This window comes from Actinoplanes oryzae (assembly GCF_030757795.1).
Classification (GTDB): Bacteria; Actinomycetota; Actinomycetes; order Mycobacteriales; family Micromonosporaceae; genus Actinoplanes.
Genome location: NZ_JAUQWH010000090.1, coordinates 1 through 25,826 on the forward strand (window position 1 = coordinate 1; position 25,826 = coordinate 25,826).

The window sequence follows — 25,826 nt, forward strand, 5'->3', positions numbered from 1 at the left end:
CTGGTGCCCCCGGCAGGAATCGAACCTGCGACCTGCGGTTTAGGAAACCGTTGCTCTATCCCCTGAGCTACGAGGGCGCGAAGGCACATGCTACCCGACCAGCCGCCGGCCGCAGTTGACCACCGGGGGCCGGACACGGAAGCCTGTTGGGGCATGAGCAGAGGCGTGTTCGCGTACGGGTCTCTGGCCGCCCCCGCGACGATGGCGACCCTGCTCGGGCGGCCGCCGGTCGCGGGGCGTGACTTCGTGCGGACGTCGTTGCCCGGCTGGGCGTTGAGCTGGAATGTGTGCACGGACAACACCTCGCCCGACCGCAAGGTTTCGTACGAGGATCCTGTCGACGGTACCCGGCCTGCGATTCAGGTTCTGTTCCTGACCGTCGAGCCGGCCCCGGCCGCCCGCGTCGAGGGCGTCCTCATCTTTCTGCCTGCCGGGGCGCTGCCGGCACTCGACGCCCGGGAGGGCAACTACCTGCGCACTTCCGTCGGCGACGCGTGGACTTATGTGGCCAGGCCGGCGAGTGCGGCGCGGGCGAGAAGGGCGATCAGGGAGGGGACAGCGCGGATCCGGCGGGACTACTACGACACCGTGGCGGCGGCTTATCGGTTTCATGAGGGGATGCCGGCCGTACCGGAGGCTCCTGCGCCGATTGTCACGCTGCGCCGGGTCCGGCATTGAGGGTGCGGATGCCTCGGTGGAGGCGGCGGATGGCGGGGCCCGGGCGGGTGCCCAGCTCGCGGTCGAGGAGGTCGGCCAGGCGTCCGTACGCGGCCAGCGCCTCGGCGCTCCGCCCGCTGCGGTGCAGTGCGAGCATCAGGTGGCCCCACAGGCGTTCGCGCAGGGGGTAGCGGGCGGTGGCGTCGGTCAGTTCGGCCGCCAGACCTCCGAGACGGCCGAGCAGGAGCCGGGCTTGGACGTGGTCCTCGAGGGCGGTGAGGCGGGCTTCTTCGAGGCGGGCGGCGGCCGGGGCGAGCCAGTCGGCACGATCGATGCCGGCGAGGACCGGGCCACGCCACAGGGCCAGGGCCGGCGCGATGAGCAGAGCCGCCTCGTGCGGCCGGCGCGCGGACAGGGCCGCGCCGCCCAGGGTGGCCTGGCGTTCGAAGAGGATCGCGTCGCAATCCTCGGTGGCCACGTCGAGCCGGTAGCCGGTGCAGACCCGGATCAGGCCGCCGGGGAGGAGGGCGCGCACCCCGTGGACGTACGAGTGGACGTTGGCTCGGGCCGAGGCCGGTGGGCGGGCGGGCCAGAGGCAGTCGACGATCTCGTCCGTGCTGACGACTGCTCCGGCGCGTACGAGCAGCAGGCTGAGCAGTTCGCGTTGCTTGCGGCGAACCGGCGTGACGGGCCGGCCCGCGGCGTCCTCGACCTGCAGCGGGCCGAGCATCCGGATCCTGGGCACGGGAAGCTCCTCGGGCGGGAACGAGTCGGGGCACGTTAGGCTGAGCCATGTCCGCGCAGCGCACCCTCGCCGACCGGCTCAATCACTTGTTCGAGGTGGTGCGTCCGGCGGGGCGGAGCAAGCCGTTCAGCAATCCCGAGGTCGCCCGGGCGGTCAGCGACCGGGGCGACGTGCAGATCTCCCCGCAGTATCTGTGGGCCCTGCGCAACGGCAGCCGGGACAATCCGACGGTCAAGCAGCTCGAGGCGCTGGCTGCCTTCTTCGGGGTGCCGCCGGCCTATTTCCTCTCCGACGAGCGCGCCGCCGACATCGACGAGCAGCTCGCGTTGCTGGCCGCCGCGCGCGATGCCGACGTACGGGAGATCCTGCAGCGCAGCAGCACGCTCTCCGGGCCGGACCGGCTGGCGGTGCTGCGCATCGTGCAGCGGCTGAGCGGCGGCGGCGACGGTCATGCGGAGGGTCCTCCCTCGTGATTCCCCCCGCATGACCCACCCCCGTGGTGCGTGTCGGCTCTCCTGAGAGTAGATGCGGTCATCCACAGTGTCTACTGTCAGTAGATGAACGCAGTGCTACCCTTCGATCGATGTCGCACGCGGCCGCGGTCAACGGGGCATTCGCCACCATGGGAGTGCTCCTGGTGTCGACCGCGGTGACGGCACACCGCCGCGGGGGTCCGGCCTCGCCCGCACGCGGCGCCTTCACCGCCGCGCTGGGCACCCTCGGCGTGTCGTTCCTCGTGCAGTCGCCCGCGGCGCGTGACCTGCAGAACGGGCTGATCAGCAACCTGGGCCAGCTCACCGGCAACGGCACCACGCTGATCGCCGCCTACCTCATGCAGGTCGGCATGGTGCACATCCTGCACGACCGTCCCCACGCCGGCGCGCTGGCGCGGCGCTGGCTGCTCCCCCTGGTGGCCGCCCTCGTGGGCGTGACCGCCTTCTTCCTCGCCACGCCCACCGCCGCAAACCGCTTCACCTCGCCCGACGCACCCGCCGGCGTGGTCGCCTACTACCTGGTCTACACCGGCTATCTGGCGGTCACCCTGAGCGCGATGGTCCTGCTTCTCCGCCGGTACGCCACCCGCGTCGACGACCGCCACCTCCGCCTGAGCCTGCACCTCTACGCGTGGTCCTGCGCTGTCGGCATGCTCTACCTCGCGGGCCGCATCGGCGCCCTCGTCGTGGGTCGCGTCGACCCCGGCCTGATGATCACGGGCGACCGCTACGGCCTGCTCGAGTTCGTCGTCGCCACCGTGGTCCCGGCGATCGCGCTGGTGCTCGTGGTGCTCGCCGTGCTGATCCGGGTCGTCGGCCGGGCCCTCGACCACCGCCGCGCCATCCGCCGCCTGCAGCCGCTGTGGGAGGCGATCCGCGAGGTCCGGCCGCACGCGGTCCTGCCGGTGTCCGGCCCCCGGCTGCGCCTCTACCGGCGGGTGGTGGAGATTCAGGACGGCCGGCTCGCCGCCGCCGCCCACGTGCCGCCCGCGACCCTGGCCGCGATCGACCGGACCTGCGGCGGCTCCCGGGCTGCCCGGGACGCGGCGATTCTCGCGGCCGGGCTGGCGGCCCTGCGCGCCGGGCAGCCCGCGCACGACGCGGCGCCGCCGGACGAGGACGAGCCCGACCTCGCCGCGGTCGTGCGCCACCTCGAGAGGGTGAGCGCCGCCTACTCCCGCCTAATCGTCGAGGGCGCGGCGTAGGCGCTCGACCACCGGATCGTCCGAGCCGGGGCGGGCCGGGGGCCGGGACAGTGAGCGCTGCAGGATCAGCGAGGCGATGAGCTCGGCCTCCCGCTCCTGGACGTCGTTGTAGACCGAGCGGCCCAGCACCGCCCGGACCATCTCGGGATCCAGGTCGGGCAGCAGCGCCGCCGGGCCGGACGGGTCGAGGACGCCGCGATGGCCGGCCAGCATGTGACCGACCTCGTGCAGCACGATGTGGTCGCGATGGGTGCGGGCCGCGCCGGCCGGGAAGCCGATCACGTCCCGTCCGCCCATCGCGAGCCACAGGCCGCAGACCCCCGGGGGCATCTCGTCGGGACTCAACGCGAGCAGCTCGATCGGCCGTCCGGAGAAGTGCTTGCTGTACGCGGCGAGAAAGGCGGCCAGCTCGAACGGCGCCGGCAGTCCCGTGGCGCGCGTCAGGCGGCGTACCAGAATCGCGCAGCGCCGCCGGACGGCCGCTCCCTCCTCGCGCATGCCTCCAATGTAGGCGGTCAGATCGCGTACACGCGTGCCCAGTCGATGTCGAAGACGGCGGGCTGCAGGTTGCCGCCGAAGAAGTTGTCGAGCTGGATCGTCTGGTACATCGGGCCCGGCGCGCACTGGATGCAGTCACTGCTGAAGGAGAACCACTGCACCCCGTCGATGTAGCCCGTCAAGCCCTGCGGACTCCACTCGAAGCCGAAGTTGTGCCACTGCGTCAGGTCCACGCCGCACTTCCCGGCCTGCTCCTGCGTCTTGGGCTGGTGGTTGGGATAGTGCAGGAACGCGCCGGCGCAGTCCTCACCGGGCGCGCTGTTCTCCAGGAAGTCGTACTCCGCGCCCTGCGGCCACTGGTTGTTCGCAGGCCAGGTGATCAGCATGGGGTGGTACTGCCGGCTGCTCGCCGCGCCGGTCGCCTGCGATCGGGCCCGCACCTCCCACCGGCCGTACTTCTGCTCGCGCTTGCTGCCGAGCCAGCCGGTCTCGCCGTTCGCCTCCCCGGTCATCCGGGCGTACGTGCCCAGCACCCGCGTGTTGGCCTCACACCGCAGGCCGTTGCCGTTGTGCCCGGCGTAGCAGGTGTTCGGGCCGGTGCCGGCGGAGTTCCACTTGCTCGGATCCGGTGCGGCCGGCGCCGCGGCGCTCCCGTAGTTGAACTCGTCCGACTCGGGCAACGGCGTCCCCCAGCCGAAGGCGCCCGCCGCCGTGTCGGTCTGCGCAGGCGGCGGCGTCCCCGTGCCCACTGGCCGGTAGTCGCAGGCCGTGGAGCGCCACGTCATCCCGGCGGGCGCGGTCAACTGCGCGGTGACATTGGCCCGCGCCGCCCCGGCCGGCGCCGTGAACTCCCCGGCGACGCGCGTCCACTGCTCGGCGCTGCTCGCGGCCACGGGCACCTGCGCGCCCTCGGTGTGCCCGAGATAGCCGCTGCTCGCGTTGTACCAGTCGACCTGCATAGCGACCGTCGGCGCGGACGCCGAACCGCTCACCCACGTGTCCATCGCGAACGTCCACACCTCGCCGGGCGAGACATCCTTCTGCGGCAGGTACATCTCCGGGTTCACGCCGTTGCTGCCGGGCTGCGAGTACGCATAGTCGGCCACCACATGCCCGGAGACGGCCACCCGGCTCGGCGTCGCCCCGGTGCCATGCTTGCCCCAGCCGGCCAGGTCCCGGTCGCATCATGATCCCTTCCCAGACGTACGAATGTCGCCCGCAGTCTCGGAAAAGGCCCTACGCACCTACCTACACACGGCGCTGATGTCGGCGGCGCGGGCCACGTCGCGGGCGGTGCGGACGAAGGCTGCCACGGCCGGGGACGTGGACTCGGCCGGCCACGCCACGGTGAGCGTGATCGGGTCCAGGCCCTCGACCGGGCGGTACGCAACGCCCGGCCGGGGGTAGCGACCGGCCAGCCACTCCGGCAGGAACCACACGATCTCCCCGATCTCGATCAGGTTGAAGATCTGCAGCAGGTCGAGCGTGCTCCGATAGCCGGGCGGCAACGGGTCGCGGCCGCCGCGGTCGGCTCGGGTGCCGTCGGGCAGGCGCCGGCCGGCGAGGTCCGTCAGCCGTACGGTCTCTTGCGCGGCCAGCGGCGATCCGGCCGCCACGGCCACCACGCGCGGGCCCGTCACCAGTGGCTCGGTGTCCAGGCCCCGGTCGTCGAACGGGGTCACGAGCAGCGCGACGTCGGCGCGGCCGTCGTGCAGGGCGGCGAGCTGTTCGCCACGGCCGCCCAGGTGGAGTTCGACGGGCAGGGCGTCGTACGCGTCAAGGATCTTGGGTAGGAGGCCCGCGTCGTAGTCAGCCTTGAGCGCGAGTCGCAGCGCGGGGACCGGCTGGCCGGCGCGACGGGCGCGGCGGGCGGCGGCGCTGACCGCGTCCAGCGCCACGCGTGCGTCCGTGAGCAGCGCCTCCCCGGCGGGGGTGAGGGCGACCTGGCGCGTGGTGCGGACGAGCAGTTGCACGCCGAGCTGGCGTTCGAGGTCCCGGATAGCGCGGGAAAGCGGCGGCTGGGCCATGCCGAGCCGCTCGGCCGCCCGCCCGAAGTGCCGCTCCTCGGCCACCGCCACGAAGTAGCGCAGCTGCCGGGTCTCGAGGTCACTCATACCGCCACGGTATCAATCCAGAGGGAAACGGTCTTTCCGCTTTCCGCCGGAGCGCCGTTGACTGGACGCATGATCGTGGTTACCGCGCCGACGAGCGCCATCGGCCGTCAGGTCGTAGAGCACCTCCTGTCCACGGGCACGCCGCTGCGCGTGGTGGCCCGGGATCCCGCGCGGCTCGCGCCGGGCGTCGCGGCGCAGGCCGAGGTCGTACGCGGCTCACACAGCGACCCGGCCGTCGTCGCCGACGCGTTCGCGGGCGCCGACGCGGTCTTCTGGCTCGTGCCGCCGGACCCACGCGCGACGAGCCTCGAGGCCGCCTTCTCGGGGTTCGCGCGGGCGGCCATCGAGGCGTTCAAGGCGGCCGGGCGGGTCGTCGGCATCTCCGCGCTGGGCCGGGGCACGGCCGTCGCCGGACACGCCGGGTACGTCACCGCGTCGCTCGCCATGGACGACCTGATCGCCGCGACCGGCGTACCGTATCGGGCCCTCACCATGCCGTCCTTCATGGACAACCTGCTGCGCCAGGCCGGGCTGATCAAGAGCCAGGGCATCTTCACCGCCCTGTACGACCCCGAGCGCCCCCTCCCGCTCGTCGCCACCCGGGACATCGCCGCCGTCGCCGCCCGGCTGCTGCGCGACGACACGTGGACCGGCTACGAGGAGGTCCCGGTGCTCGGCCCGGAGCTGCTGAGCCAGCACGACCTCGCCGCCGTCATGTCGGACGTGCTCGGCAGGCCGGTGCGCTACCAGCGGACGACGCCCGAGGCGACCCTGCAGCTCGCCCTCGGCCAGGGCGTCTCCGAGGCGATGGCCCACGGCCGGGTCGACATGCTCGTGGCCAAGAACAACGGCTTGGACGACACCCACCCGGGTACGCCCCTGGGCAGCACAACTTTCCGCCAGTGGTGCCTCGACGTGCTCAAGCCGGCCGTCGAGGCCTGACATACGGATCGAGGAACATTCCGTGACAGCACAGTCCCCGCTCGCCGGCAAGGTCGTCATCGTCACCGGGGCGTCGTCCGGCATCGGCGAGGCAACCGCCCGCCTCCTGCACGAAGCCGGCGCCCACCCCGTCCTGGCCGCCCGCCGCGCCGACCGCCTCGAGGCCCTGAGCAAGGAGCTCGGCGACGCCCTCGCCGTCCCCACCGACGTCACCGACCCCGACGCGTGGCTCGCCCTCACCACCGCCACGTTCGACCGCCACGGCCGCATCGACGCCCTGGTCAACAACGCGGGAGCCGGCTACCACCACCGCATCGAGGAGGTGGACCCCGCCGAGTACCTGCAACTCCTCAACCTCAACGTGGTCAGCGTGGTCACCGGCATCCAGGCGGTCCTCCCCCACCTCCGCACGGCCGGCGGCGGCCACATCGTCAACGTCAGCTCCGGCAGCACCGGCCGCGCCACCCCGGGCGTAGGCGCCTACGCCGCGACCAAGTCGGCCGTCAACATGCTCTCCGACGTCGCCCGCCTCGAACTCGCCGACGACAACATCCAGGTCACCCTCCTCCTCCCCTCCATCACCGCCACCGAATTCGGCGGCGGCATGTTCCAGGACCGCACGGTGGTCCGCCCGGGCGGCCTGATCCCCCACTCCCCGGAGTACGTCGCCCGAGTCATCCTCCGAGCCCTCCGCACCGGCGAACCCCGCATCGACATCCCCCACGGCCCCGAGCAACCCGCCTTCCCCGACGAGGCCTGACTATCGGCCCGCCCACGGCAGAGGTCGCGGGACGCGATGCCACCACCAGTGGTCCTCGCCTCCCGCGGGCAAGGCGCCCGTCTCCGCCACGAGAGCGCGGCCGCCGTCGTCCTCGGTGGCCTCCGCGAAGCGCCGGTCGACCTGTTCGATCGCCTGTTTGACGCTCTCGCCGGAGAATTGCGACAAGGCAGCGAGCTCGTCACGCGTGGCGAGGTCCTCCCGGTAGTACTCCGCCGGGTACCAGCCGTCCGGCGGCCAGCCCTCGACGAGTCGCGACACCATGGCCTCCCAGGCACCGAGCCGTGACACGAGTTCTCTCTGCTCAGCGAGCGCCTCGCGGAGTGCGTCGGTGGCCGGGGTCGGCATCCGGTGGCCCCGGATCACCTCGGGCAGCGGCGCCACGGTCAGTCCCGGAACCGCCGCGACAGCATGTTCGACGGCATCGATCCGGTACGCCGGGGCGCCGTCCGCGTCCTCCTCGTAGATCCGCGCCCGCGTGCGCCGGGCATCCGGACCCACCAGCCAATAGGCGCTGGGCGGGGAGGGCGCCGCGGCGTAGGCGATCGCAGTCCCGAGCCGGGCGGCCAGCCGCGCGGCGACGATCGCCACAGGCGGCGGGCTCGGCACCGCCCGGCTCAGGTAGACATCCATATGCCAGCGCGGGTGGCCGGAGAGCGGCGTGACCGTGCAACTGACCGGCGCCGACCAGTCGCGATCGTCGTCGCCCTCGATCCCGACGTCGATCGCGTCGGCCGGAAGCGACAGCAGCTCGGCGAAGGCCTGAGCGACCCGGTCTCCATCGAGCTCGCCGTAGATCAGGAATCCGTAGTTCACGGCTGGTACGTCCCGTCGTAGATCGCCTTCGCCTTCGCCACGGCACCGGGGTTCTCGACGAAGCGGGGATTCCTGCTCAACTGCGGTGCAGCGGACACATCGCCACCTGCTCTGACGATTTCCCTGAGCGCCGCGTACTCGTTGCGGTCGAGCTTGACCATACCGGCGCCGGAGTCAGGAAAGACTCTGCCGCGCTCCTCCACGCCGTAGGAACGCCCGTTGATCTCGTACCGCTGCGTCTCGGGGTTCCAGGCGGCGTCACCTGCAGCGATGGCCCGGACGTCCCGGTGCGCCACGTCCTCGAAGCCTCGTAGGTAAACCGTGTTGTCCTCGTCGACCATGCCGTTGCGCGCACCGGCGATGGTGTGCCGCCGGTGCGGTGGGCTGAGGCTCATCCCGCGGGCGCCCCCGGCGACGGCGGGTGAGACCGGCCACGGCGGTCCGTCGTCGGCGGTCGTGCCGCGGTTCCCGGTTAAGCCGTCGGCTGCGGGCCGGCCACGCCGTAACGTCCTTGCGATGTCAGCCTGCGCCTGGGCGACGTTGGCGGGTCCGGCAGCTCCCGCGCCGCCCGGACGAGGTCTACGGGGCATGGCGGCCTCGAGCCGGGACGGTGCGGGCCGCCGGGCCGGTTAGCGGACGCCGACGGCGCCGTAGGCGTCGATGGGTTCGGGGTCGGGGGTTTCCGGGCGCCAGTGGGTGATGGGGGTCAGGCCGGGCGGGAGGAGGTCGAAGCCGGCGAAGAGGGATTCGATCTCCGCCGGGCTGCGCAGGATGTACGGCACTCCGCCGCTCTGGGCCAGCCGCTCGCTGCCCCGCACGACCTCCGGCGACGTGTTCGTGCCGTCCCACAGGACCAGGTGGCTGCCGGGGACGGCCGGGGCGACCGTGCGCTCCACGATGGATCGGGCGACTCGCAGGTCAGGCTCGTAGCCCAGGACGCCCATGAACATCACGGCGACGGGCCGGTCGAAGTCGAGGACCTCGGCGGCCTGGGTGAGGATCCGGTCGGGGTCGTGGTAGTCGGCCTGGATGTAGCGGCTGCCGTTGAGCAGGGCCCGGGCGTGGGCGAGGACCATGGGGTCGTTGTCGACGTAGACGACGCGGGCGTCGGGGGCGATCTCGTGGGTGTTCTGCATCGTGGGGAGGCCGGTGCCGATGTCGAGGAACTGGCTGATGCCCGCCTCGAAGGCCAGGTGGCGGACGGCCCGGATGAGGAAGCCCCGGGAGACGCGGGCCATGGTGGCGATCTCGGGGTAGACCCGGGCGACCGCGTCGCCGGCGGCGCGGTCGGCGGCGAAGTTGTCCTTGCCGCCCATCCAGTAGTTCCAGATGCGGGCGGCGTGCGGGACTTCGGGCCGGAGGTCGTCCATGCGCTTGTTCTATGCCATGCACCCGCTGCCCAACAAGACGTTGCGGAAATCACATCTCATAGTCCTCGGCCGGTCGGGGAACGCTGCGTGACGGCGGCTTTCCGGACATTTGACCAAGGTCGGTCGGGGTGATTGCGGTCAGTTCCTCAAGGCGGCGCTGACCGTGACGAATGGTGACGAGGAACGGCCGGGGAAGCACAGAGTGATGTTGTAACCTTCCGCCGCCACAAGCACTTCCCCGTCGGGCGCAATGTTTCGGGCATCGGCTCCCGTCTGTGAAGGGGTAGAGAGATACCACAGCGGGAGACAGGGGATCCACGGTGCCGAAGAGTGCGCGGGTCAAGCGGGTCAAACGCCGCCGTTCCCCGGTGTGGGCGCGCTGGCTGCTCGGTGCGGGCGCCTTCCTGCTGGTGGTGAGCAGCGGCACGCTGGTGGGCGCGAACATGTTGCTCAAGTCGGCGACCGGGGCGGTCACGCAGCAGAGCCTGCTGGGGGCCGCGCAGACGACCGTGGAGCGGCAGCACGCCGACATCAAGGGCGCCAAGAACATTCTGCTGATCGGCCTCGACACCCGGCCCAGCTGGAAGAACAAGGAGCCGAGCCGCTCGGACTCGATCATTCTGCTGCACCTGCCGGCGGACCGCTCCGAGGCGTACATGATCTCGCTGCCGCGGGACAGCTACGTCGAGATCCCCGCGTACGACAACGGCGCGCAGAAGTACAACGGCGGCAAGAACAAGATCAACAGCGCGTTCGCGTACGGCAGCCGCGGTCTTGACGGCGACGCGGCGCTCTCGCACGGCTTCGAGCTGCTCGCCCTGACCATCAAGCAGCTCACCGGCATCACACCCGACGCCGGCGCGATCATCGACTTCACCGGCTTCAAGCAGGTGGTCGAGGTGCTGGGCAAGGTCTGCATGTACGTGGACGAGGACGTCACCTCGATCCACATCGGCAAGGACGCCAACGGCAAGCAGGCCGTCCCGTACAAGACGAACTCCGACGGCACAAACCCGCGCAAGGTGCCGGGCGTCACCGCGAACTTCTACAAGAAGGGCAACCACTGCTTCACGCCCGTCGAGGCGCTGGACTTCGCCCGGCAGCGGGACCTGCTGGCCAACGGCGACGGCGACTACGGCCGGCAGCGCCACCAGCAGCAGCTGCTCAAGGCGATCATGAAGCAGGTGGTGAAGGACGGGCTCAACTCGCCGACCAAGCTGCCGAGCCTGCTCAACGCGGTCGGCAAGACGATGACGGTCGACGACGGCGGCATCTCGCTCGAGGACTGGGCCTTCAACCTCAAGAACACCGACCCCGACGACCTGATCACCATCAAGACCAACGCCGGCAAGTTCACCAGCGAGATCGTGCCCGGCGCCGGCAGCGTGGAGATCCTCAGCGACGACTCGCTGAAGCTGCTCAAGTCGGTGAAGAAGGATCAGATCTCGGCGTTCCTGCAGGACCACCCCGAGTTCATCGCCGACAGCTGACGGCTCACCTGTCGGTCGTACTGAAATGCATGTAGTCCTTGAGGGTCCGCCAGCGGCCGCCCCAGGCCAGGCCGTTGGCGGTGAAGGCCTTGACCGCGCCCGCCGGGTGCATCATGCCGCGCCGATAGGCCGTACGCGCCAGAAAGCCGCCGCTGCCCGCCGGGTCGAGGTAGCTGCCCCGGACCATCGGGTTCTGCACCGGATTGACGTCGATCGCCAGCCCGTACGCGTGCTGTGACAGCGTCGTGCTGCCGGCCACCGTGCGGCAGCTGTAGCCGGCCGTCACCGTGCCCATGTCGGTGATCCAGGGCGCGTTGACGGACATCGGGCTCATGCCCTGGATCCGGAACCGGAAGCGGTAGAGCGACAGGAACGCCCGCTGCACCCGGCCCGCGATCGCCTTGTTGACGACGATGCTGCCGGGGCGGGCGACGCCGTAGAAGTCGATGTACGTGACCCAGACCTTGCGCAGGTCCGCGGGCGGGACCGGGCACTTGCGCTTCGGGTCCCAGTTGACCTGGCCGGCGGTGACGGGCTCGATCCGCGAGCGCCAGCCGGTGAGCGCCACGGCCGGCTTCGCCAGGTGCAGCACGCCGTCCGGGACCGGCTGGTACGGCTTGCGGATGCTGTTCCATGCGCGCAGCTGGCCGGGGGTCACCCGGTAGAAGGCAGCGATCTCCTTGATGGTCTCGCCCGGCCGCACCACGTGGTAGGGCGGCGTGACCGCCGAGGGAGAAGCCGGGGCCGCGAGGGCCGGGGCGCCGGGCACGAACGGAAGCGACATCAGGAGCACGAAGGCGAGAAAGCTTTTCATCACGACCATTACGCCTCAGCGCGCCATGATCATGAGCAGAATCGGCGAAACCGGTGGGCCGGCTCCGACGTCCCCCGTTGAACGTCGGGACCGGCCCGCCGGGTCCCGCCCGGGCCTCGGCGCCGCGCGTGCGCCCCGGCCGTGCCGCGCCGGACCTCCCCCTGGCCCCGGTGCGGCGCGGATCCGGGTCCCCCTCGCACGCGCGACGCCGGCCCCGGGCTGTTCCCCCGTGAGACCAGACTGCTCAACCAGCCGCGCGGGGTCAACGAACGCCTCCCCGGGCGCCGGGAGATTGCGGGATTCCGCAATCGGCGGGTGCGCGATCGCGCAGCCGCCGACGGCTACGGGCGGGTAACCCTGGACCCCGGGGCGGCGGCTGTGGTTTTCTGCGCGCGTCACACGGGTTGGCTGCACCCGTACACGCGGGCCCTGCGCCTGTGACACGGGAACGGAGTCCTCCATGCCGAAGATCACCCTGTCCGAGCGCGAGCGCAAGCTCGTCGAGTTGCTCGCCCAGGGACACACCGACACGTCCGCGGCCGAGCAGCTCGGCATCAGCGCCCGGTCGGTGACGAACATCCTGCGTAGCCTCATGGACCGGCTCGGGGTCGACAACCGGTTCCAGCTCGGGCTGGCACTCGGGTTCCTCCGCAAGGCCAGCGTTCCCCGGCCGTCCGTCGGAGGCGGGGAGGAATCCGGTTGACGAGAATCGATGAAGTGTCGAGCACCCCGGTCCCGATGGGCGCCGCCGTGCCGTCCCTGGTCCGCTGGGGGCTGACGAGCGACGCCGACCTCGTCTACCGCACCCTCGTCACCTTCGGGCCAAGCACCGAGCGGTGCCTCGCCCTCGATCTGGGGCTCTCCGCCCGGCGCACCGCCCAGGCGCTCGCCGAGCTGCGGGAGTGCGGCGCCGCGGCGGCCACCCCGGATCCCCGTACGACGGTGCGGTTGTGGACGCCCGCCCAGCCCGCCGCGGTGGTGCAGCGGCTGCGCGCCCGGCGGCTGAACAGGGTCGACCCGGCCGAGAAGCTCCGGTCCCATCAGGCCGTGCTGCGGTCGTCGGGCCTGCTCGCCCTGCTGGGGCCGGGCAAGCTGCCGCCGCTGCGCGGCGAGGTGGCGGCCGGCATCCGCTATCTGGACACCCGCCCGCGCACCCGTGACCGCATCGCCGAGCTGCTGCGCAACCCGATCTCCGACTTCTGGACGATGACCACCGAGCAGGCGGTCGACGCGGAGTCGGCGCGGGCCGCGGCCCCGCTGGACACCAAGCTCTACGCCCGCGGTACGCACTGCCGGCTGCTCGCCCCGCCGGTGGCCGACGGCGATGCCCTCGACGTGAGCGGCCACCTGATCGACGGGCGGCTGTACCAGCGGCTCGACTCCGCCGATGTGCCACTGCGGCTCATGATGATCGACCGCCGGATCGCATTGCTGCCGGCCGATCCGGCGAATCTCGAGCGCGGCTGGCTGGAGATCTCGCACCCGGATCTGTTCCGGTCGCTGGTCATCGTCTACAACAGGCACTGGGACACCGCCGCGGCGAGCCGCCGCGAAGTGTTCACGCCCATAAATCTCTCGGACCGCGAGCGCACCTTGGTTACTCTGTTGGCAGCCGGGCACACCGACCGGACGGCCGCCGAGCAGCTGCGCATCAGCCCGCGCTCGGTCACCGGAACGTTGCGTGTGCTCATGGACCGTCTCGGTGTGGAGAACAGGTTCCAGCTCGGTGTGGCACTCGGTGGACTGCAGGCCGCCGTGCCACCCGCCATGATGTCCGATGTGTCATCAACTCACGGGGAGTAAATGATGCGTATCCGTTTGTCCGCCGTCGTCATAGGCGTCTTCGCCCTGCTGTTCATCGCCCTGGTCGCCGTCCTGGCCACCACCACCGGCCCGGGCCAGCAGCGTCAGCAGCAGTCGATCGTGAACCCCATTCCGACCGACTCGCCGGGGAATTCCTGCCTGACCTGCGCGTGACGCACGCGGCGGGGCCCGGTCCGGCGCCGGGCCGGGCCCCTGCCCGCGAGACACAGCCGCCGCATAGATAAAGCACAGCTGTGGCATAGCATTGCGCGATGCCCACCGTGACGACCGTAACCACGCTTGCCGATTACAACGACGAACGCGGAAACAAGATCATTCACGGCAACACCACGACGGACAACGTCAAAATCAATTTCCGCGGTACGGGCAACACGCTCGTCGTCTCGCCGAAAGCGTCGATCGGCAAGCTCGAGGTGCACTTCGACTGCAACAACGCGGTGCTGGAGATCGGCGGGCACAGCAAGGTGCCGTCGTTCCGGGGCTGGATCCGGCTGGGCGAGGACGCCAGGCTCCGCATCGGCAACAACGTGTCGACGACCAACACCTGCACCATCTCCGCCAACGAGGGCGCCACCATCACGATCGGCAACGACGTGATGATCGCCAGCGAGACCGAAATCCGTGCCGACGACGCGCACCCGATCTTCGACGTCACGACGGGCGACCGGATCAACCCGGCGCAGGACGTCGCGATCGGCAACCACGTCTGGATCGCCAAGCGGGCCGTCGTCCTCGGCGGCGCCAGCATCGGCGACGGCTCGGTCCTGGGCTTCGGGAGCCTGCTCACCCGGGCGATCCCGAACAACTGCGTGGCCGCCGGCACGCCCGCGCAGGTCATCCGGGAGAACATCGCCTGGGAGCGGCCGCACCTCTCGCTCACCGCGCCCTTCTACAAGCCGGACGCGAGCACGGTCACCAAGACCGGCTACTGGAACCTCACGCAGCACTGAGACGACAGGGAAAAGCCCGGTTCCCCCGTACGGGAAACCGGGCTTTTTCCGCGCCTCACCAGGTGTAGAAGTTCTCCTGGGTCTGGGCGTTGAACACGTCGGTCCGGAAGAGCTTGGCCGGCAGCGTGCGCCAGTCCTTCAGGTCCAGGACGTCGATGCCCTTGGCGATGTCGTTCGAGTAGATGTAGCCGTTGTACCAGTAGGCCGACCACGAGCCGCCCGTGACCAGCGAGGTGGCCGAGATCGGGCCACGCTCCCAGTAGGCGATCTCCTTGGGGTTGCTCGAGTCGGTGAAGTCGAAGACCGAGATGCCGCCCTGGTACCACGCCTGCACCATGATGTCGCGCCCCGGCACCGGGATCAGCGAGCCGTTGTGGGCGACACAGTTCTCGGTGTCCGCGTTGGTGCGCGGGATCTTGTAGTAGCTGCGGAACTCCAGCTTGCGGCTGATGCCCGTACCGACGATGTCGTAGATCGCGTCGGCGCCGCGTTCCGGGCCGATCGTCGGGTTGCAGGTGGCCTGGCCGCCGCCGCCGAGCTCGTCGGTGAAGACGACCTTGGTGCCGTTGTTGTTGAACGTGGCCGAGTGCCAGAAGGCGAAGTTCACCGTGTCCCGGACCGTCGTGATGATCTTCGGCGCGGTGCGGTCCGAGATGTCGAACAGCACGCCGTCACCCATGCACGCGCCCGCGGCCAGGTTCTTGGCCGGGTAGGCGGTGATGTCGTGGCAGCCGCTGGTCGCGGTGTGGCCGGTCGAGCCCTCGTAGCCGCCGTCCGGGAAGAGGATCGGGGCCGAGAGCAGGAGCGCGTTCTGCGGGTTGCGCTTCGGCACCTGGATGATCGAGATCTTGTCGTGCGGCGGCGCACAGTTGATCGTCGTGCCCGACAGGTACGACGAGATGTAGAGGTAGACGTTCGGGTCGCCGAGCTTGCCGGGGACCAGCGTCTGGGTGTGCGAGCCGCACTCGGTCTTGATCGACTTCACGTACTGCGGGGTCAGCGGGTCGCTGATGTCAAAGATCTTGATGCCCTCCCAGCGCTCGCCGGGCACGTCGGTGGTCGACGCCGCGTTGCTGCAGGAGTCGTTCGTGCGCTGCGAGTCCGTGCCGAGGAAGAGCAGGTTGCCGCTGATCGAGATGTCGTTCTGCGAGCCCGGGCAGAGGACCTGCGTGGCGACCGTCGGCGCCTTCGGGTTCGAGACGTCGTAGACGGCGAAGCCGTTGTAGTTGCCGCCGAACGCGTACTTGCCCTGGAAAGCCCAGTCCGAGTTCGTCGCCGTGAGCAGGGCAGGCTTGTCCAGATGGGCCACCTGGGTGAGGTTGGCGCTGCTGCGGATCTCGTCGACACCCGGAATTGTGCCCGGGTCCGCGGCCTGTGCCGCGCCTGCGCCCGGTGCCGTCAGCAGTCCGACGACCACCGCCGCCGTGCTGAGCACAGCGAGGCGCTTGAGCCGCCGCCCTTGTGGGGCAGTGTGCTTCATGGAGCTCCTTCCGATCCACGCATCGCTTCACCTACGGTGCGCATTCACCTTGGTCGCTACAGTAGTGGCCGGGCCGCCCCACGGGAACATTTGTTAACACCGATGAAAGGAACCGATGAGCCGGAAGCGGGCATTGATCGTCGTCGCCGCCCTGGCGGTGCTGGTCGTCGGCGCCATCCTCGTCACACGCCCCGGATCCGAGCGGTCCGCCGCGGCGCCGCGGCCGAGTGCGAGCGCCACTCCACCACAGCGCGTCGTCCTGCCCGGACGCCCCGGCGACACCGCCAGGATCACCGACTCCGACCAGGTCGAGGCGCCGGACGGATCGGTCTACAACGGCATCGACACGCTCTTCGTACAGATGATGATCGTCCATCACGGCCAGGCGCTGGCGATGGCCGAGCTAGCCCCGGAGCGGGCGGCCGACCCGGAGCTGCGGGCCTTCGCCGACCGGATCCGCACCGGCCAGCAGCTGGAGATCGACTACTACCGGACGTGGCTGCGCACCCGGAAGCTCCCGGAGGATGCGACCGGCCACGACCACACGACGATGGCCGGGATGCAGAGCCCGGCGGCCATGGCCGCGCTGGCCGCCGCGAAGGGCGCCGGCTTCGACCGCATGTTCGTGACCATGATGACCGCGCACCACGAGGGCGCCCTGCGGATGGGCGACGACGTCGTCAAGGGCGGGGCGGACGAGCAGCTGCGCGAGGTCGCCGGGGAGATGATCATCGAGCAGGGCATCGAGATCCAGCGGATGGCTCAGCTGACCCCTCGTTCGTGACGTTGCTTCGATCACGATCGGCTGCCACAAGGTGCGGGCGGGTGGCGATCCCCGTTAGGTTGTCCGGTATGGACGTGCGAGGGGTGCTGCGGCGGGTGCGGGTCCCGCTCGTCGCGTCCCTGTTCTTCGCGCTGGCCGGCGGGCCCGTCGCCGCGCCGGCCGTGCACGCTCCGGCGCTCGTGGTCTCGCAGGCCGCGCACGCGCCGGTGAGCGTGGTCTCGCAGGCCGCGGCCTCCTCGGTCGTCGCCGTCCCCGCTTCGCCCGCGCCCGCTCTCGTCGTGGCGGAGGACGAGCCCGCCACGGTCTTTCGGTCCCCGGTTCTTCCCCTTTGGGCAAACCCCCAGCTCAGTGGGCTGGTCGGCGGCTCGGCCGCCGCTCCCCGGGCTCCTCCCGCCCGCGCCTGATCGATTCGGCACGCCCCTCGGGTTTGCGATTGCGCATCCGGGGTCATCGATTAAGTGCGCCCTCGGTGGAAAAGGACAGGACACATGGACTTCGGCCTGCAGCTTCTCGGCGACAACAGCGGACGCGTCGCCGTCATCTACCTCACGCTGATCGTGCTGGCGGTGATCGCGCTCGGCGGGCTTGCGCTGCCGCGCGGCGTGCGCCGGCCCCGGCAGATCAGCAAGTGGCTGTCCGACTCGGCGGCGCAGAAGCGCTCCGAGCTGGAGAGCCGGGCCGCCGAGGCCCAGGAGGTCGCGCGCTTCGCCCAGGAGATCCAGGTCGCGGCCGACGGCGCCGCCGCCACGGCCGAGCGCCGCCGCGAGGAGTGCCAGGCCGCCCAGGCCGAGGTCGAGCGGGCCTGGCAGGCGTGGCAGGACTCGGACGCCGCCCTCGAGCGGGCCCGCAAGGCCGCCGCCTACGCCGTCCCCGCCTCCGTGTCGGCGGCGGAGAGCGAGACCGATCGCGAGCAGGCCCTCCGCCGCGCCGTGCAGGCCGCGCACCGGCGGGGCGACATCTCCGACGAGCAGCTGCTCGACGCGCTGACCCACCGCAACGGCTGGGACCCGTCGCTGCACCCCGTCGAGCAGGAGCTGATGCTGGCCCGGGCCACCGTCGAGCACCGCTTCCAGGCGTACCAGTCGGCGCTGGCCGCCGAGGACGCCGCCTGGCAGGCCGCCGACGTCGCCACCGCCGCGGTCCGCACCCTGCGCAACGAGCTCACGGCCGCCCAGGCCACCGCGGACGCCGCCCGCCAGGCCCTCCCCGAGGCCGCCCGGGCGATCCTCGACGCCGCCGGCCCGGCCCCGATCGTGGTCACCACCCAGCGCATCGAGATCGCCACGCCCGCCGCGCGCGCGGACGAGCTGTCCGGGATCGGCCTGGGCGCCGCGCCCGCCACCCCGGCGCAGGCCCGTCCGGTGGTTCCCGCGCAGGTCCGGCCGGCCGCGGCGGGCCTCTATCGGAGCGCCGCCATGGACACCGCCGCCACGATCCGCATGACCACCGCCGCAAGCGCCGGGGAGCGCCCGAGCTGGACCCAGCCGACCGGAGCCCGGCCCCGGATCGCCGGCGCCCGCTGACCGATGCGCATCGCCCTGGTCACGTCGCGCGCGTTCCCGCACCCGTCCTGGCGCGACGACGACACCCCCGTGCTCGCCGCGGAGCTCACCGGCCGCGGCGCCACGGTGGAGTTGCTGACCTGGGAGGATGACGACCACGTCGGCTGGGCGGCGTATGACACGGTGGTCCTGCAGTCGCCCTGGAGCATGTGGCTGCGCCCGGCCGACTTCACCGCCTGGCTGCACGCGCGCGAGGCCGACGGCACCCGCCTGCTCAACCCGCCCGACGTGGTGACGCTCGGCTCCGACAAGCGCTACCTGAGCCGCCTCGCCGCCGCGGGCGTGCCGGTCGTGCCGACGGTGACCTCGCCCACCGTCGATCAGATCCACGAGCTTTTCCGACGTACGGACCCCGCCCGCCCGACGCTCGTCGTCAAACCGATCGCGTCCGGCGGCGCCCTCAACACCCGGGAGTACCCGGAGGCCGAGCTGCCCGGGCTCCTCGCCCAGCTCCAGGAGCTCGGCGAGGCGCTGGTCCAGCCGTACCAGGTCGCCCTCGACACGCACCGGGAGCTGGGCGTGATCGTGCTCGACGGCACGGTGTCGCACGCCGTCACCAAGGCGCCGCTGCTGCGCCCGGGGCAGCCGATCACCGAACCGCACCCCGACCCGCAGCCGTTCCTCGGCCTGACCGCCCAGCACGACCGGGTGATCCACCAGACGTACGCGGCCATCCGCCGGCTGCTCGTCAACGAGCCGCTCTCGATCCGCCTCGACTTCGTGCTGGACCCGGCGTCGCCGAGCGGCCTGCTCCTCCTCGAGGCGGAGATGGTGGCGCCGGTGAAGTTCCTGCCGCTCTTCCCCGCCCAGTGCGCCAACGTGGCCGAGGCGATCCTGGCCCGCGCCGCCGCCTGACCACCCAGGCAACCATGCCCGGCGCCGTGACCTGACCGCCCAGGCGATCCTGGCCCGCGCTGTCACCTGACCGCCCAGGCGATCCTGACTCGCGCCGCCTGACTGCCCAGGCGATCTTGGCTCGCGCCGTCGCGCGACCGCCTGGGCGACCGTGCCCCGCGCCGGCGCGCGACCGGCCCTGCTCCCTGCGCGGCCGTCCGGTCCGGCTGGGCGCGTCGGCTGATCGGCGAACCCGCTCAATTGGCCGATCAGCGCGCGACAGTCCGAGCGGCTGCCCTTCGCCGTCGCGGCCGCGCCCAGCTCGCCCCGCCCCGGGAGTGCCGTCTCAGTGGGGGCTGACCTTCACGGCCAGGGTGTCGTCCCACCAGGAGGCGTTGCGCAGGGTGGCGAGGAGTCGCTCCTGCTCCTCGGGGGTGCGGCGGTCGACGAAGAGCACGCCGTCAAGGTGATCCGTCTCATGCTGCATGCACCGCGACAGGATGCCGTCGCCGACCACCTGCACCGGGTCGCCGTGCTGGGTGTAGCCCTTCGCCAGCACGTTCATCCGGCGCTTGGTGTCCAGATAGATGCCGGGGATCGACAGGCAGCCCTCCGGGCCGTGCTGCTCCTCCTCGTCGGGGAACTCGAGCACCGGGTTCACCAGGTGGTCCAGCTGCTTGTCGTTGCCCGGCAGATCCTTGTTGATCGCGAACACCCGCAGGCCGACACCGATCTGCGGCGCGGCCAGCCCGGCACCGCGCGACTCGGCCAGCGTCTCGTTGAGATCCCGGACCAGCGTCCGCAACTCGGCGTCGAACGAGGTCACGGGCTCGGCGGGGCGCCGCAGCACCGGGTCGCCGATCAACCGGATCGGGATGACACTCATGAAGGCTCCTCCACTCGTCGAACCGCCTCCGAAGGTATGCCGCCGCGCCCCCGTACGCCAAAGCTCGGATCCGCCGCCGGCTCAGAGGTGGACCCAGGCGCCCGACTCCACCGAGGCGGACATGGCGTCGAGGGCCTCGGCGCTGCGGACCGCGTCGTCGAGCGTGGTGCCCACCGGCGCCCCGGTCGCGATCGAGGCGAGGAAGTTGTGCGCCTCGATCACCTTCAGGTCGTCGTAGCTCATCGGGTTCGCGGCGCCGGGCTGGAACGCGGCGAACTGGCCGTGGCCGGGGCCGACGTGCAGCGTACGGGTGGGCTGGTCCTGGTAGTCGGTGCCGGAGCTGACGCTGAGCTCGCCCATCCGGCGGAAGTCCCAGGCCACCTGGCCGCGCGTACCGTGGATCTCGAAGCCGTAGTTGTTCTGGTCGCCGACCGCGACGCGGCTGGCCTCGAGCACCACCCGGGCGCCGGAGGCGAGGCGGAGCTGGGCGCCGACATAGTCCTCGTTCTCGACCGGGCCGGGCTCCCCGGTGCCGCGGGCGTGACCGGCTGTCGCCCCGGCCGGCCGGGCCCGCTCGGGCACGAAGATCGCCGTGTCGGCCACCAGCGCGGAGATCTCGCCGAGCAGGTGACGGATGAGGTCGACGCCGTGGGCGGCCAGATCGCCGAGCACCCCGCTGCCGCCGCGCCCGCGCGAATAACGCCAGGTCAAGGCGCCGTCCGGGTGCGCCGCATAGTCACTGAACAGCCGGAAGCGCGCATGCGTGATCGCCCCGAGCTCACCCGCGGCGACAAGCTCCCGTGCGGTGGCGACTGCCGGGGCGTTGCGATAGTTGAAGCCGACGGTGCCCTGGACGCCGGACTCGCGTACCGCCGCGGCGACAGCCGACGCATCGGCCGAGGTGAGGCCGACCGGCTTCTCGATCCAGATGTGCTTGCCGGCCCGGGCGAACGCGACGCCCATCTCCCGGTGCAGGAAGTTCGGGGCGCCGATGCTGACGGCCTCGACAGCCGGATCGTCGAGCAGGGTGCGCCAGTCGGTGGTCGCGGTGCTGAAGCCGTACTGTCCGGCGGCCTGCTCGGCACGGCCCGGCACGTCGTCGGCGACCGCGACCAGGCGCGGCCGCCGGGCGAGCTCCGGGAAGTGGTGCGGAACCCGCAGGTAGGCCTGGGTGTGAACGCGCCCCATCCAGCCGAACCCGGCGACGGCGACTCCCAGCGATGACGTCATGCGCCGAGCCTACGAAACGCCCGGCACGACCAGCGACGGACCCGCCCAACCAAGATCATCGGCACCCGCGAAGCCGGCCATCGCGTCGTCCTCCCCGGCCGCGACGACTGGGAGAAGCTCTACGGCGTCTGGCACGAGTACTGGCCGGACGCCGCCACCTACGAGGCCAAGACCGGCCGCAATTTCCCGGTCGCGGTCATCACCGTCCACCGAGAATCAACTAGGCGCTGAGCAAGTCTCCGATACACTGGGACCCGCCGACTCCAGCGCATCGGAGGCTTGCATGCCCGACACCGAACCCCTCACGACCGACCCGCGGGGCATCCGGTTCCTCACCTACGACACCTACCTGCGCGACACCCCCTACACGGAGGCCGAGAAGGCCTACATCCGCCAGTACGCCGCCGAGCACCGCGACGAGATCATCGCCCAGGTCCGCGAAAACCTGCGCAAGCTCGACGGCACCCCGGGAAGCGTCGTGTCTCTGCTGACCGGCCTATCCATCGAACGCATCAATGAGCTCGGCGGCATGCCGGACAGTCATTAGTCATCTTGCGCTTTGACCAGTCCGAGGGGGCGGCCCTAGCGTTGCTGCATGACTACCCCCTCGGCGGTACGTCCGACACGCCTGTGCCTGGCAATGCTCGACGTGACTGTTCCAGCAGTCGACATCCCGCTCTCCGATGTGAGTCACGACCTCATCAAAGAGGCGCAAAGACTGCCCGAGACCTGCACCGCGGGTGGGGCGGAGCGGATCAGGTCCCTTACCGACCGCCTGTGGTTCAAGGTGAAGACGGGCCGCTGGCGGGGTGCCGCAACGGCTCTGCCGATGGAGCGTAGTGACCCAGCCGCCCGATGGTGGCTGGATGCAGGCGGCTACCGGCGGACTTCTATGCCGCCCTTGCCGCGACGGCGAAGCGAGAAGCCAGGACCTCGAGTTCGGTCGCGTCCTCCGATCGCTGGCTACCCACGCAATGGGACTGGGACCGTCTCCACGCGGAGCACACCGTGGCCTGGGAGTTGCAGCCCAAGCGGGTGATCGGCAGGTTGATCGCACAGTCTCTGCGGGCCGGCCGGCCGCACCACACCGTTTTCCGGCGATTCAGCGTGACGGCGGTCGCGCGAGCGCAGGGCGGCGAGACCTATCTCGTCATCGGCTTCGACACCGCGGCGGATGCGGGAGTTCTATCGGCCATTCTTCGTGCCGTGCCCGGCGTCGATGAGGACGACTGGATGATCGAGCCGGGCCAGGTCCTGGGGATTGAAGCGGCCCCCGCGGAGCACATCTGGTCGACGGCCCTGCCAACCAGCGTGGCGGCCGAGCTGTTGGCGGCATTCCCGACGAGGGCTAAGCGCGTTCGGCGGCCACCAGGTCTCGCACCGCCGGGGCGACCTCGGCGGCGAAGAGTTCGAGGTCGGCCGGGTTGTCGCTGGCGAGGATGAAGGCGCTGACGCCGTGTTCGAGAGCCACGCCGGCCAGGTCCTCCGCCCACTGCTCGGCCGGACCGTCCAGGAAGGATCGGCCGAAGTCGGAGAAGGTGCCGTTGATGTTGAGGAGGCGGCGGATTTCGGCGGGGCTGCGGCCGGCGGCGGTTGCGGCGTCGTCGATGTGGTGGTTGAGGTCGGTGTAGTCGTCGATGCCGCCCGGCAGGTACGACAGGGACGGCACAATGCCGTCGGCGGCGCGGGCGGCCAGCCGGAGCATGCGGGGCTTGTAGGCACCCAGCCAGATGCTCATGTCGTGGGCCGGCGCCGGGCCTCGCTTGGCGCCGGCGACGTCGTAGTAGGCGCCCTGGACGCGTACCGGGCCGGGCTCGGTCGTGTCCCAGACCTGGCGGATGATGGCGATCGCCTCGGCCAGGGCGTCGATCGACTGGCCGGCGGCGAGGCGGCGGCCGCCCATCGCCTCGATGCCGTCCCAGAAGGCGCCGGCGCCCAGGCCCAGCTCGATGCGGCCGCCGCTCAGGCGGTCCAGGGTCGCGTGGCTGCGGGCGATGACGGCCGGTTGGCGAAGCGGCAGGTTGAGCACGTTCGCGGCGAGCTTGATCCGGGACGTACGGGCCGCCGCGTAGGACAGGAGCGTCCAGGTGTCGTGGAAGCGGGCGACGTACGGGTGGTCCTGGAAGGTGACCAGGTCGAGCCCCGCGCGGTCGGCGGTGACGGCCAGTTCCACGCCGGCGGTCGCGGCGGGCGTGACGAAGGCGCCGAAGAGCAGGTCGTGCCCGTAGTCCGTCATCTCGCATCTCCCAGGGCGAAGTTGTCGCGGAACAGGTTGTCCGGGTCGTAGCGCCGTTTCAGCGTCCGCAAGCGGGTCAGGGTCGGCGGCGGGAAGGCGTCGGTCACGTGGTCGAGGCCGGTTTCAAAACTCAGGTACATGCCGTCGAAGTGGCTGCGCAGCGGCGCGAACGCGGCGTCGACGCGGCGGGCGGACGAGCCCATGGCGACGATGGAGAAGTTGGCCGAGCGGTGGGCGTACGCGGTGGCTTCCGGCGGGATGTCGGCGACCGCGCCGCCGACCGTGCGGATCTGGAACCAGTGGACCGCGCCGCCGGCGATCAGATCCGCCGCGGCCCGGGCGAAGGCAGGTGTCAGGTGCTCGATCAACCCCGAGCGCGAGACCGGATCGCCCTGCCCGCTGTGATAGCCCTCCGCGGCGTTTGCCATGACCCCGGCGTACGGGGTGAGCACCACATTCTGGTTGTACAGCGGCGCGAGCCGGGCGAGGGGCTGCAGCGTCTCGATGATCTCGTCGGGCGACGACGAGTCGACGACCGCCATCAGTTGCGCGAACGCGGGCTGGCCGGGGCGCGGCGCCCCCATGATCAGTTGACCGCTCAGGGTACGCGGCGCCGCCTCGATCGCCCGGCCCCAGCGGACCAGCAGGTCGGCCGGGTCGTCGGCGGCCACGACGAGCTGGGCGAAGCCGACGTCGCCCACCTCGTCGACCTTGAAGTCGAACGACGTCACCACGCCGAAGTTGGCACCGGCGCCGCGCACGGCCCAGAACAGGTCCTGGTTCTCGTCGTCCGAGGCGCGGACGACCGTGCCGTCGGCCAGCACCATCTCGACGGCGCGCAGGTGGTCGATGGTCAGGCCGTGCTCGCGTGCCAGCCAGCCCACGCCGCCCGCCGTGGCGAGGCCGCCGACGCCCACGCCGCCGTAGTCGCCCGAGCTCAGCGCCCATCCGTACGGCATCAGGAACTGCGCCACGTCCGTCCAGCGCGCGCCGGGGCCGACCCGGATCAGCCGCCGGGCCTCGTCGAGCACCTCGATCGTGTCGAGCGCCTGGACGCTGAGCACGATGCCACCGTCGTTCGTGGACCGTCCGCTCATGCCGTGGCCGCCGCTGCGCAGCCCGAACGGCAGTGCGGGATGCGCCCGCACGAACGCCAACGCATCCACGACCTCGGCGGTCGTGCGCGGGCGGAGCACCAGCCCGGGCGCACCCCCACGCATGTACGTCGACCGCACGCGCGCGTAGTCCAGATCACCTGGTTCGACTGCGGTGCTCACGAGGCTCGCCGGGACATTGTCATAATCGATGCCCGGGCGGCGCTTCGCCCGTACTGCTGCGGGTCTGGTCTCGGCCGGCGGCGGCTCGGGCAGCCGGCGCACCAGGCTCTCCCGCAGGTCCGCGAAGCGACGCAGCTCACCCGGATCATCCGTGCGCAGCAGAAACGTCCCGGCGCCGTGCTCGACGACGAGCGACAGAAGTTCCGCCACGACGCCCGGGTCGGAGACTTCCGAGCCGGCCGGCTCGACGACGGCCACGCGCCGGATCTCGGTGGCGTCGCGGCCTGCTTCCGCCGCGGCCTCGTCGAGGAGCTTGCCGGCCGTCGCCAGCTCGTCGGCGGTCCCGATCCACCCGTCACCGCTACGGCCGGCGAGGCGCACCGCCCGAGCATCCGCCCCGGCCAGCCAGATCGAGATCCGGTGCGCGGGCAGCGGACCCCGCTGCGCCTGCGGAACCCGATAGTGCTCGCCCAGATGCCTGTACGGCCGCGGCTCCCCCGCATCGAGCACACCGCGCACGATCTCCACCGTCTCCGCGGTCCCGGGCTCGTCGGCGAGCGCCAGGGTCACCCGCCCGCCGGTGAGCAGGTCGAGGCTGGCAGCCGAACGCGCCAGGACAGCCGGGGCGATTTCTCCGGGTTCAACCTGCGCGACGAGCCGGATCCGGTCGGTCACGCCGGCGATCCAGCTCAGCGTCGTCCACGCGTCCTGCCCCCGCACGGCCACCAGGTCGTAGCCCAGCCGCTCGGCCTCGCGGGCCGCGTCGACTCCGGTCACGAGCGCGCCGAACTCGAGCCGGTGGAGCATGCTGACCTCCGTTGGTTGCCGCGTCAGACGTTG

28 protein-coding genes and 1 tRNA gene are annotated in these 25,826 nt (G+C 71.3%); 15 read left to right on the forward strand and 14 right to left on the reverse strand.

What is annotated here, in order from left to right:
• Nucleotide 1: 1 nt before the first annotated feature.
• Nucleotides 2-77, reverse strand: a tRNA-Arg gene (locus tag RBH18_RS26100).
• Nucleotides 78-153: 76 nt separating this feature from the next.
• Between RBH18_RS26100 and RBH18_RS26105 the strand changes: the two genes are divergently transcribed.
• A complete protein-coding gene (locus RBH18_RS26105) occupies nt 154-678 on the forward strand; it encodes a gamma-glutamylcyclotransferase family protein (RefSeq protein ID WP_306212333.1) in 525 nt (174 codons plus the stop codon).
• Here RBH18_RS26105 and RBH18_RS26110 read toward each other — a convergent pair.
• Nucleotides 653-1,402 (reverse strand): AfsR/SARP family transcriptional regulator, encoded by a 750-nt coding sequence (locus RBH18_RS26110; RefSeq protein WP_306212335.1) that lies wholly within the window; start codon nt 1,400-1,402, stop codon nt 653-655. The genes RBH18_RS26105 and RBH18_RS26110 overlap by 26 nt on opposite strands.
• A 47-nt stretch (nt 1,403-1,449) precedes the next feature.
• On the opposite strand from RBH18_RS26110, the gene RBH18_RS26115 reads away from it, so the two are divergent.
• Both RBH18_RS26115 and RBH18_RS26120 read left to right on the forward strand, forming a co-directional pair.
• Nucleotides 1,450-1,875 (forward strand): helix-turn-helix domain-containing protein, encoded by a 426-nt coding sequence (locus RBH18_RS26115; protein WP_306212337.1) that lies wholly within the window; start codon nt 1,450-1,452, stop codon nt 1,873-1,875.
• Between the two features lie 110 nt (nt 1,876-1,985).
• A complete protein-coding gene (locus RBH18_RS26120; RefSeq protein ID WP_306212339.1) occupies nt 1,986-3,101 on the forward strand; it encodes an MAB_1171c family putative transporter in 1,116 nt (371 codons plus the stop codon).
• Here RBH18_RS26120 and RBH18_RS26125 read toward each other — a convergent pair.
• From RBH18_RS26125 to RBH18_RS26135, 3 genes are all read right to left on the reverse strand, one after another.
• Nucleotides 3,078-3,599, reverse strand: a complete 522-nt coding sequence (locus RBH18_RS26125) for a hypothetical protein (protein WP_306212340.1) — start codon at nt 3,597-3,599, stop codon at nt 3,078-3,080. The two genes, RBH18_RS26120 and RBH18_RS26125, sit on opposite strands and share 24 nt — an antisense overlap.
• 17 nt (nt 3,600-3,616) lie before the next feature.
• Nucleotides 3,617-4,726 carry a glycoside hydrolase family 16 protein gene (locus tag RBH18_RS26130; RefSeq protein WP_306212342.1) on the reverse strand — a complete coding sequence of 370 codons (1,110 nt, stop codon included), beginning with the start codon at nt 4,724-4,726 and terminating at the stop codon, nt 3,617-3,619.
• Between the two features lie 117 nt (nt 4,727-4,843).
• Nucleotides 4,844-5,713 (reverse strand): LysR family transcriptional regulator, encoded by an 870-nt coding sequence (locus tag RBH18_RS26135; RefSeq protein WP_306212344.1) that lies wholly within the window; start codon nt 5,711-5,713, stop codon nt 4,844-4,846.
• Between the two features lie 69 nt (nt 5,714-5,782).
• Here RBH18_RS26135 and RBH18_RS26140 point away from each other — a divergent pair, with 69 nt between their 5' ends.
• Entirely contained in the window at nt 5,783-6,655 is an 873-nt protein-coding gene (locus RBH18_RS26140; RefSeq protein ID WP_306212346.1) for an NAD(P)H-binding protein, read from the forward strand.
• Nucleotides 6,656-6,677: 22 nt separating this feature from the next.
• Complete coding sequence (locus tag RBH18_RS26145; RefSeq protein WP_306212348.1) at nt 6,678-7,415, forward strand: SDR family NAD(P)-dependent oxidoreductase; 738 nt, start codon at nt 6,678-6,680, stop codon at nt 7,413-7,415.
• Here RBH18_RS26145 and RBH18_RS26150 read toward each other — a convergent pair whose 3' ends face one another.
• From RBH18_RS26150 to RBH18_RS26160, 3 genes are all read right to left on the reverse strand, one after another.
• A complete protein-coding gene (locus RBH18_RS26150) occupies nt 7,416-8,249 on the reverse strand; it encodes a hypothetical protein (RefSeq protein WP_306212350.1) in 834 nt (277 codons plus the stop codon). It abuts the gene before it with no gap.
• Nucleotides 8,246-8,590: a hypothetical protein gene (locus RBH18_RS26155; RefSeq protein ID WP_306212352.1), complete on the reverse strand. Its 345-nt coding sequence runs from the start codon at nt 8,588-8,590 to the stop codon at nt 8,246-8,248. The genes RBH18_RS26150 and RBH18_RS26155 overlap by 4 nt, the downstream gene beginning before the upstream one ends.
• A 288-nt stretch (nt 8,591-8,878) precedes the next feature.
• The gene (locus tag RBH18_RS26160; protein WP_306212354.1) at nt 8,879-9,619 is read right to left on the reverse strand and encodes an SAM-dependent methyltransferase; all 741 of its coding nucleotides are present in this window, start codon (nt 9,617-9,619) and stop codon (nt 8,879-8,881) included.
• 320 nt (nt 9,620-9,939) lie between these two features.
• Here RBH18_RS26160 and RBH18_RS26165 point away from each other — a divergent pair, with 320 nt between their 5' ends.
• A complete protein-coding gene (locus RBH18_RS26165; protein ID WP_306212356.1) occupies nt 9,940-11,109 on the forward strand; it encodes an LCP family protein in 1,170 nt (389 codons plus the stop codon).
• Between the two features lie 4 nt (nt 11,110-11,113).
• On the opposite strand, the gene RBH18_RS26170 is transcribed toward RBH18_RS26165, so the two are convergent.
• On the reverse strand, nt 11,114-11,923 hold the full coding sequence (locus RBH18_RS26170) for a M15 family metallopeptidase (protein WP_306212358.1): 810 nt from the start codon (nt 11,921-11,923) through the stop codon (nt 11,114-11,116).
• Between the two features lie 460 nt (nt 11,924-12,383).
• Between RBH18_RS26170 and RBH18_RS26175 the strand changes: the two genes are divergently transcribed.
• The 4 genes from RBH18_RS26175 to RBH18_RS26190 all read left to right on the forward strand — a co-directional run bounded on the left by RBH18_RS26175 (nt 12,384) and on the right by RBH18_RS26190 (nt 14,697).
• On the forward strand, nt 12,384-12,626 hold the full coding sequence (locus tag RBH18_RS26175) for a helix-turn-helix domain-containing protein (protein WP_306212361.1): 243 nt from the start codon (nt 12,384-12,386) through the stop codon (nt 12,624-12,626).
• 14 nt (nt 12,627-12,640) lie between these two features.
• Nucleotides 12,641-13,726, forward strand: a complete 1,086-nt coding sequence (locus tag RBH18_RS26180; protein WP_306212362.1) for a helix-turn-helix transcriptional regulator — start codon at nt 12,641-12,643, stop codon at nt 13,724-13,726.
• A gap of 3 nt (nt 13,727-13,729) precedes the next feature.
• Nucleotides 13,730-13,900 (forward strand): hypothetical protein, encoded by a 171-nt coding sequence (locus RBH18_RS26185; RefSeq protein WP_306212364.1) that lies wholly within the window; start codon nt 13,730-13,732, stop codon nt 13,898-13,900.
• A 98-nt stretch (nt 13,901-13,998) separates the two neighbouring features.
• Nucleotides 13,999-14,697, forward strand: a complete 699-nt coding sequence (locus RBH18_RS26190) for an acyltransferase (protein WP_306212366.1) — start codon at nt 13,999-14,001, stop codon at nt 14,695-14,697.
• 55 nt (nt 14,698-14,752) lie between these two features.
• On the opposite strand, the gene RBH18_RS26195 is transcribed toward RBH18_RS26190, so the two are convergent.
• The gene (locus tag RBH18_RS26195; RefSeq protein WP_306212368.1) at nt 14,753-16,177 is read right to left on the reverse strand and encodes an LVIVD repeat-containing protein; all 1,425 of its coding nucleotides are present in this window, start codon (nt 16,175-16,177) and stop codon (nt 14,753-14,755) included.
• Between the two features lie 115 nt (nt 16,178-16,292).
• On the opposite strand from RBH18_RS26195, the gene RBH18_RS26200 reads away from it, so the two are divergent.
• The 4 genes from RBH18_RS26200 to RBH18_RS26215 all read left to right on the forward strand — a co-directional run bounded on the left by RBH18_RS26200 (nt 16,293) and on the right by RBH18_RS26215 (nt 19,378).
• Entirely contained in the window at nt 16,293-16,961 is a 669-nt protein-coding gene (locus RBH18_RS26200; protein WP_306212370.1) for a DUF305 domain-containing protein, read from the forward strand.
• Nucleotides 16,962-17,029: 68 nt separating this feature from the next.
• Nucleotides 17,030-17,365 (forward strand): hypothetical protein, encoded by a 336-nt coding sequence (locus RBH18_RS26205; RefSeq protein ID WP_306212372.1) that lies wholly within the window; start codon nt 17,030-17,032, stop codon nt 17,363-17,365.
• An 84-nt stretch (nt 17,366-17,449) separates the two neighbouring features.
• Nucleotides 17,450-18,484: a coiled-coil domain-containing protein gene (locus RBH18_RS26210; RefSeq protein WP_306212375.1), complete on the forward strand. Its 1,035-nt coding sequence runs from the start codon at nt 17,450-17,452 to the stop codon at nt 18,482-18,484.
• Between the two features lie 3 nt (nt 18,485-18,487).
• Nucleotides 18,488-19,378, forward strand: coding sequence for an ATP-grasp domain-containing protein (locus tag RBH18_RS26215; RefSeq protein ID WP_306212377.1), 891 nt, complete (start codon nt 18,488-18,490; stop codon nt 19,376-19,378).
• A 325-nt stretch (nt 19,379-19,703) separates the two neighbouring features.
• Here the strand turns inward: RBH18_RS26215 and def are convergent, their stop codons facing one another.
• Together def and RBH18_RS26225 are read right to left on the reverse strand one after the other, a co-directional pair.
• Nucleotides 19,704-20,243, reverse strand: a complete 540-nt coding sequence (gene def, locus RBH18_RS26220; RefSeq protein WP_306212379.1) for a peptide deformylase — start codon at nt 20,241-20,243, stop codon at nt 19,704-19,706.
• Nucleotides 20,244-20,324: 81 nt separating this feature from the next.
• Nucleotides 20,325-21,473, reverse strand: coding sequence for a Gfo/Idh/MocA family protein (locus RBH18_RS26225; protein ID WP_306212381.1), 1,149 nt, complete (start codon nt 21,471-21,473; stop codon nt 20,325-20,327).
• Nucleotides 21,474-21,756: 283 nt separating this feature from the next.
• On the opposite strand from RBH18_RS26225, the gene RBH18_RS26230 reads away from it, so the two are divergent.
• The gene (locus RBH18_RS26230; RefSeq protein WP_306212382.1) at nt 21,757-22,020 is read left to right on the forward strand and encodes a hypothetical protein; all 264 of its coding nucleotides are present in this window, start codon (nt 21,757-21,759) and stop codon (nt 22,018-22,020) included.
• Nucleotides 22,021-22,821: 801 nt separating this feature from the next.
• Here the strand turns inward: RBH18_RS26230 and RBH18_RS26235 are convergent.
• The gene (locus RBH18_RS26235; protein ID WP_306212384.1) at nt 22,822-23,709 is read right to left on the reverse strand and encodes an LLM class flavin-dependent oxidoreductase; all 888 of its coding nucleotides are present in this window, start codon (nt 23,707-23,709) and stop codon (nt 22,822-22,824) included.
• Entirely contained in the window at nt 23,706-25,793 is a 2,088-nt protein-coding gene (locus RBH18_RS26240) for an LLM class flavin-dependent oxidoreductase (RefSeq protein WP_306212386.1), read from the reverse strand. Before RBH18_RS26240 ends, RBH18_RS26235 begins: the two co-directional genes overlap by 4 nt.
• Nucleotides 25,794-25,826: the final 33 nt, after the last annotated feature.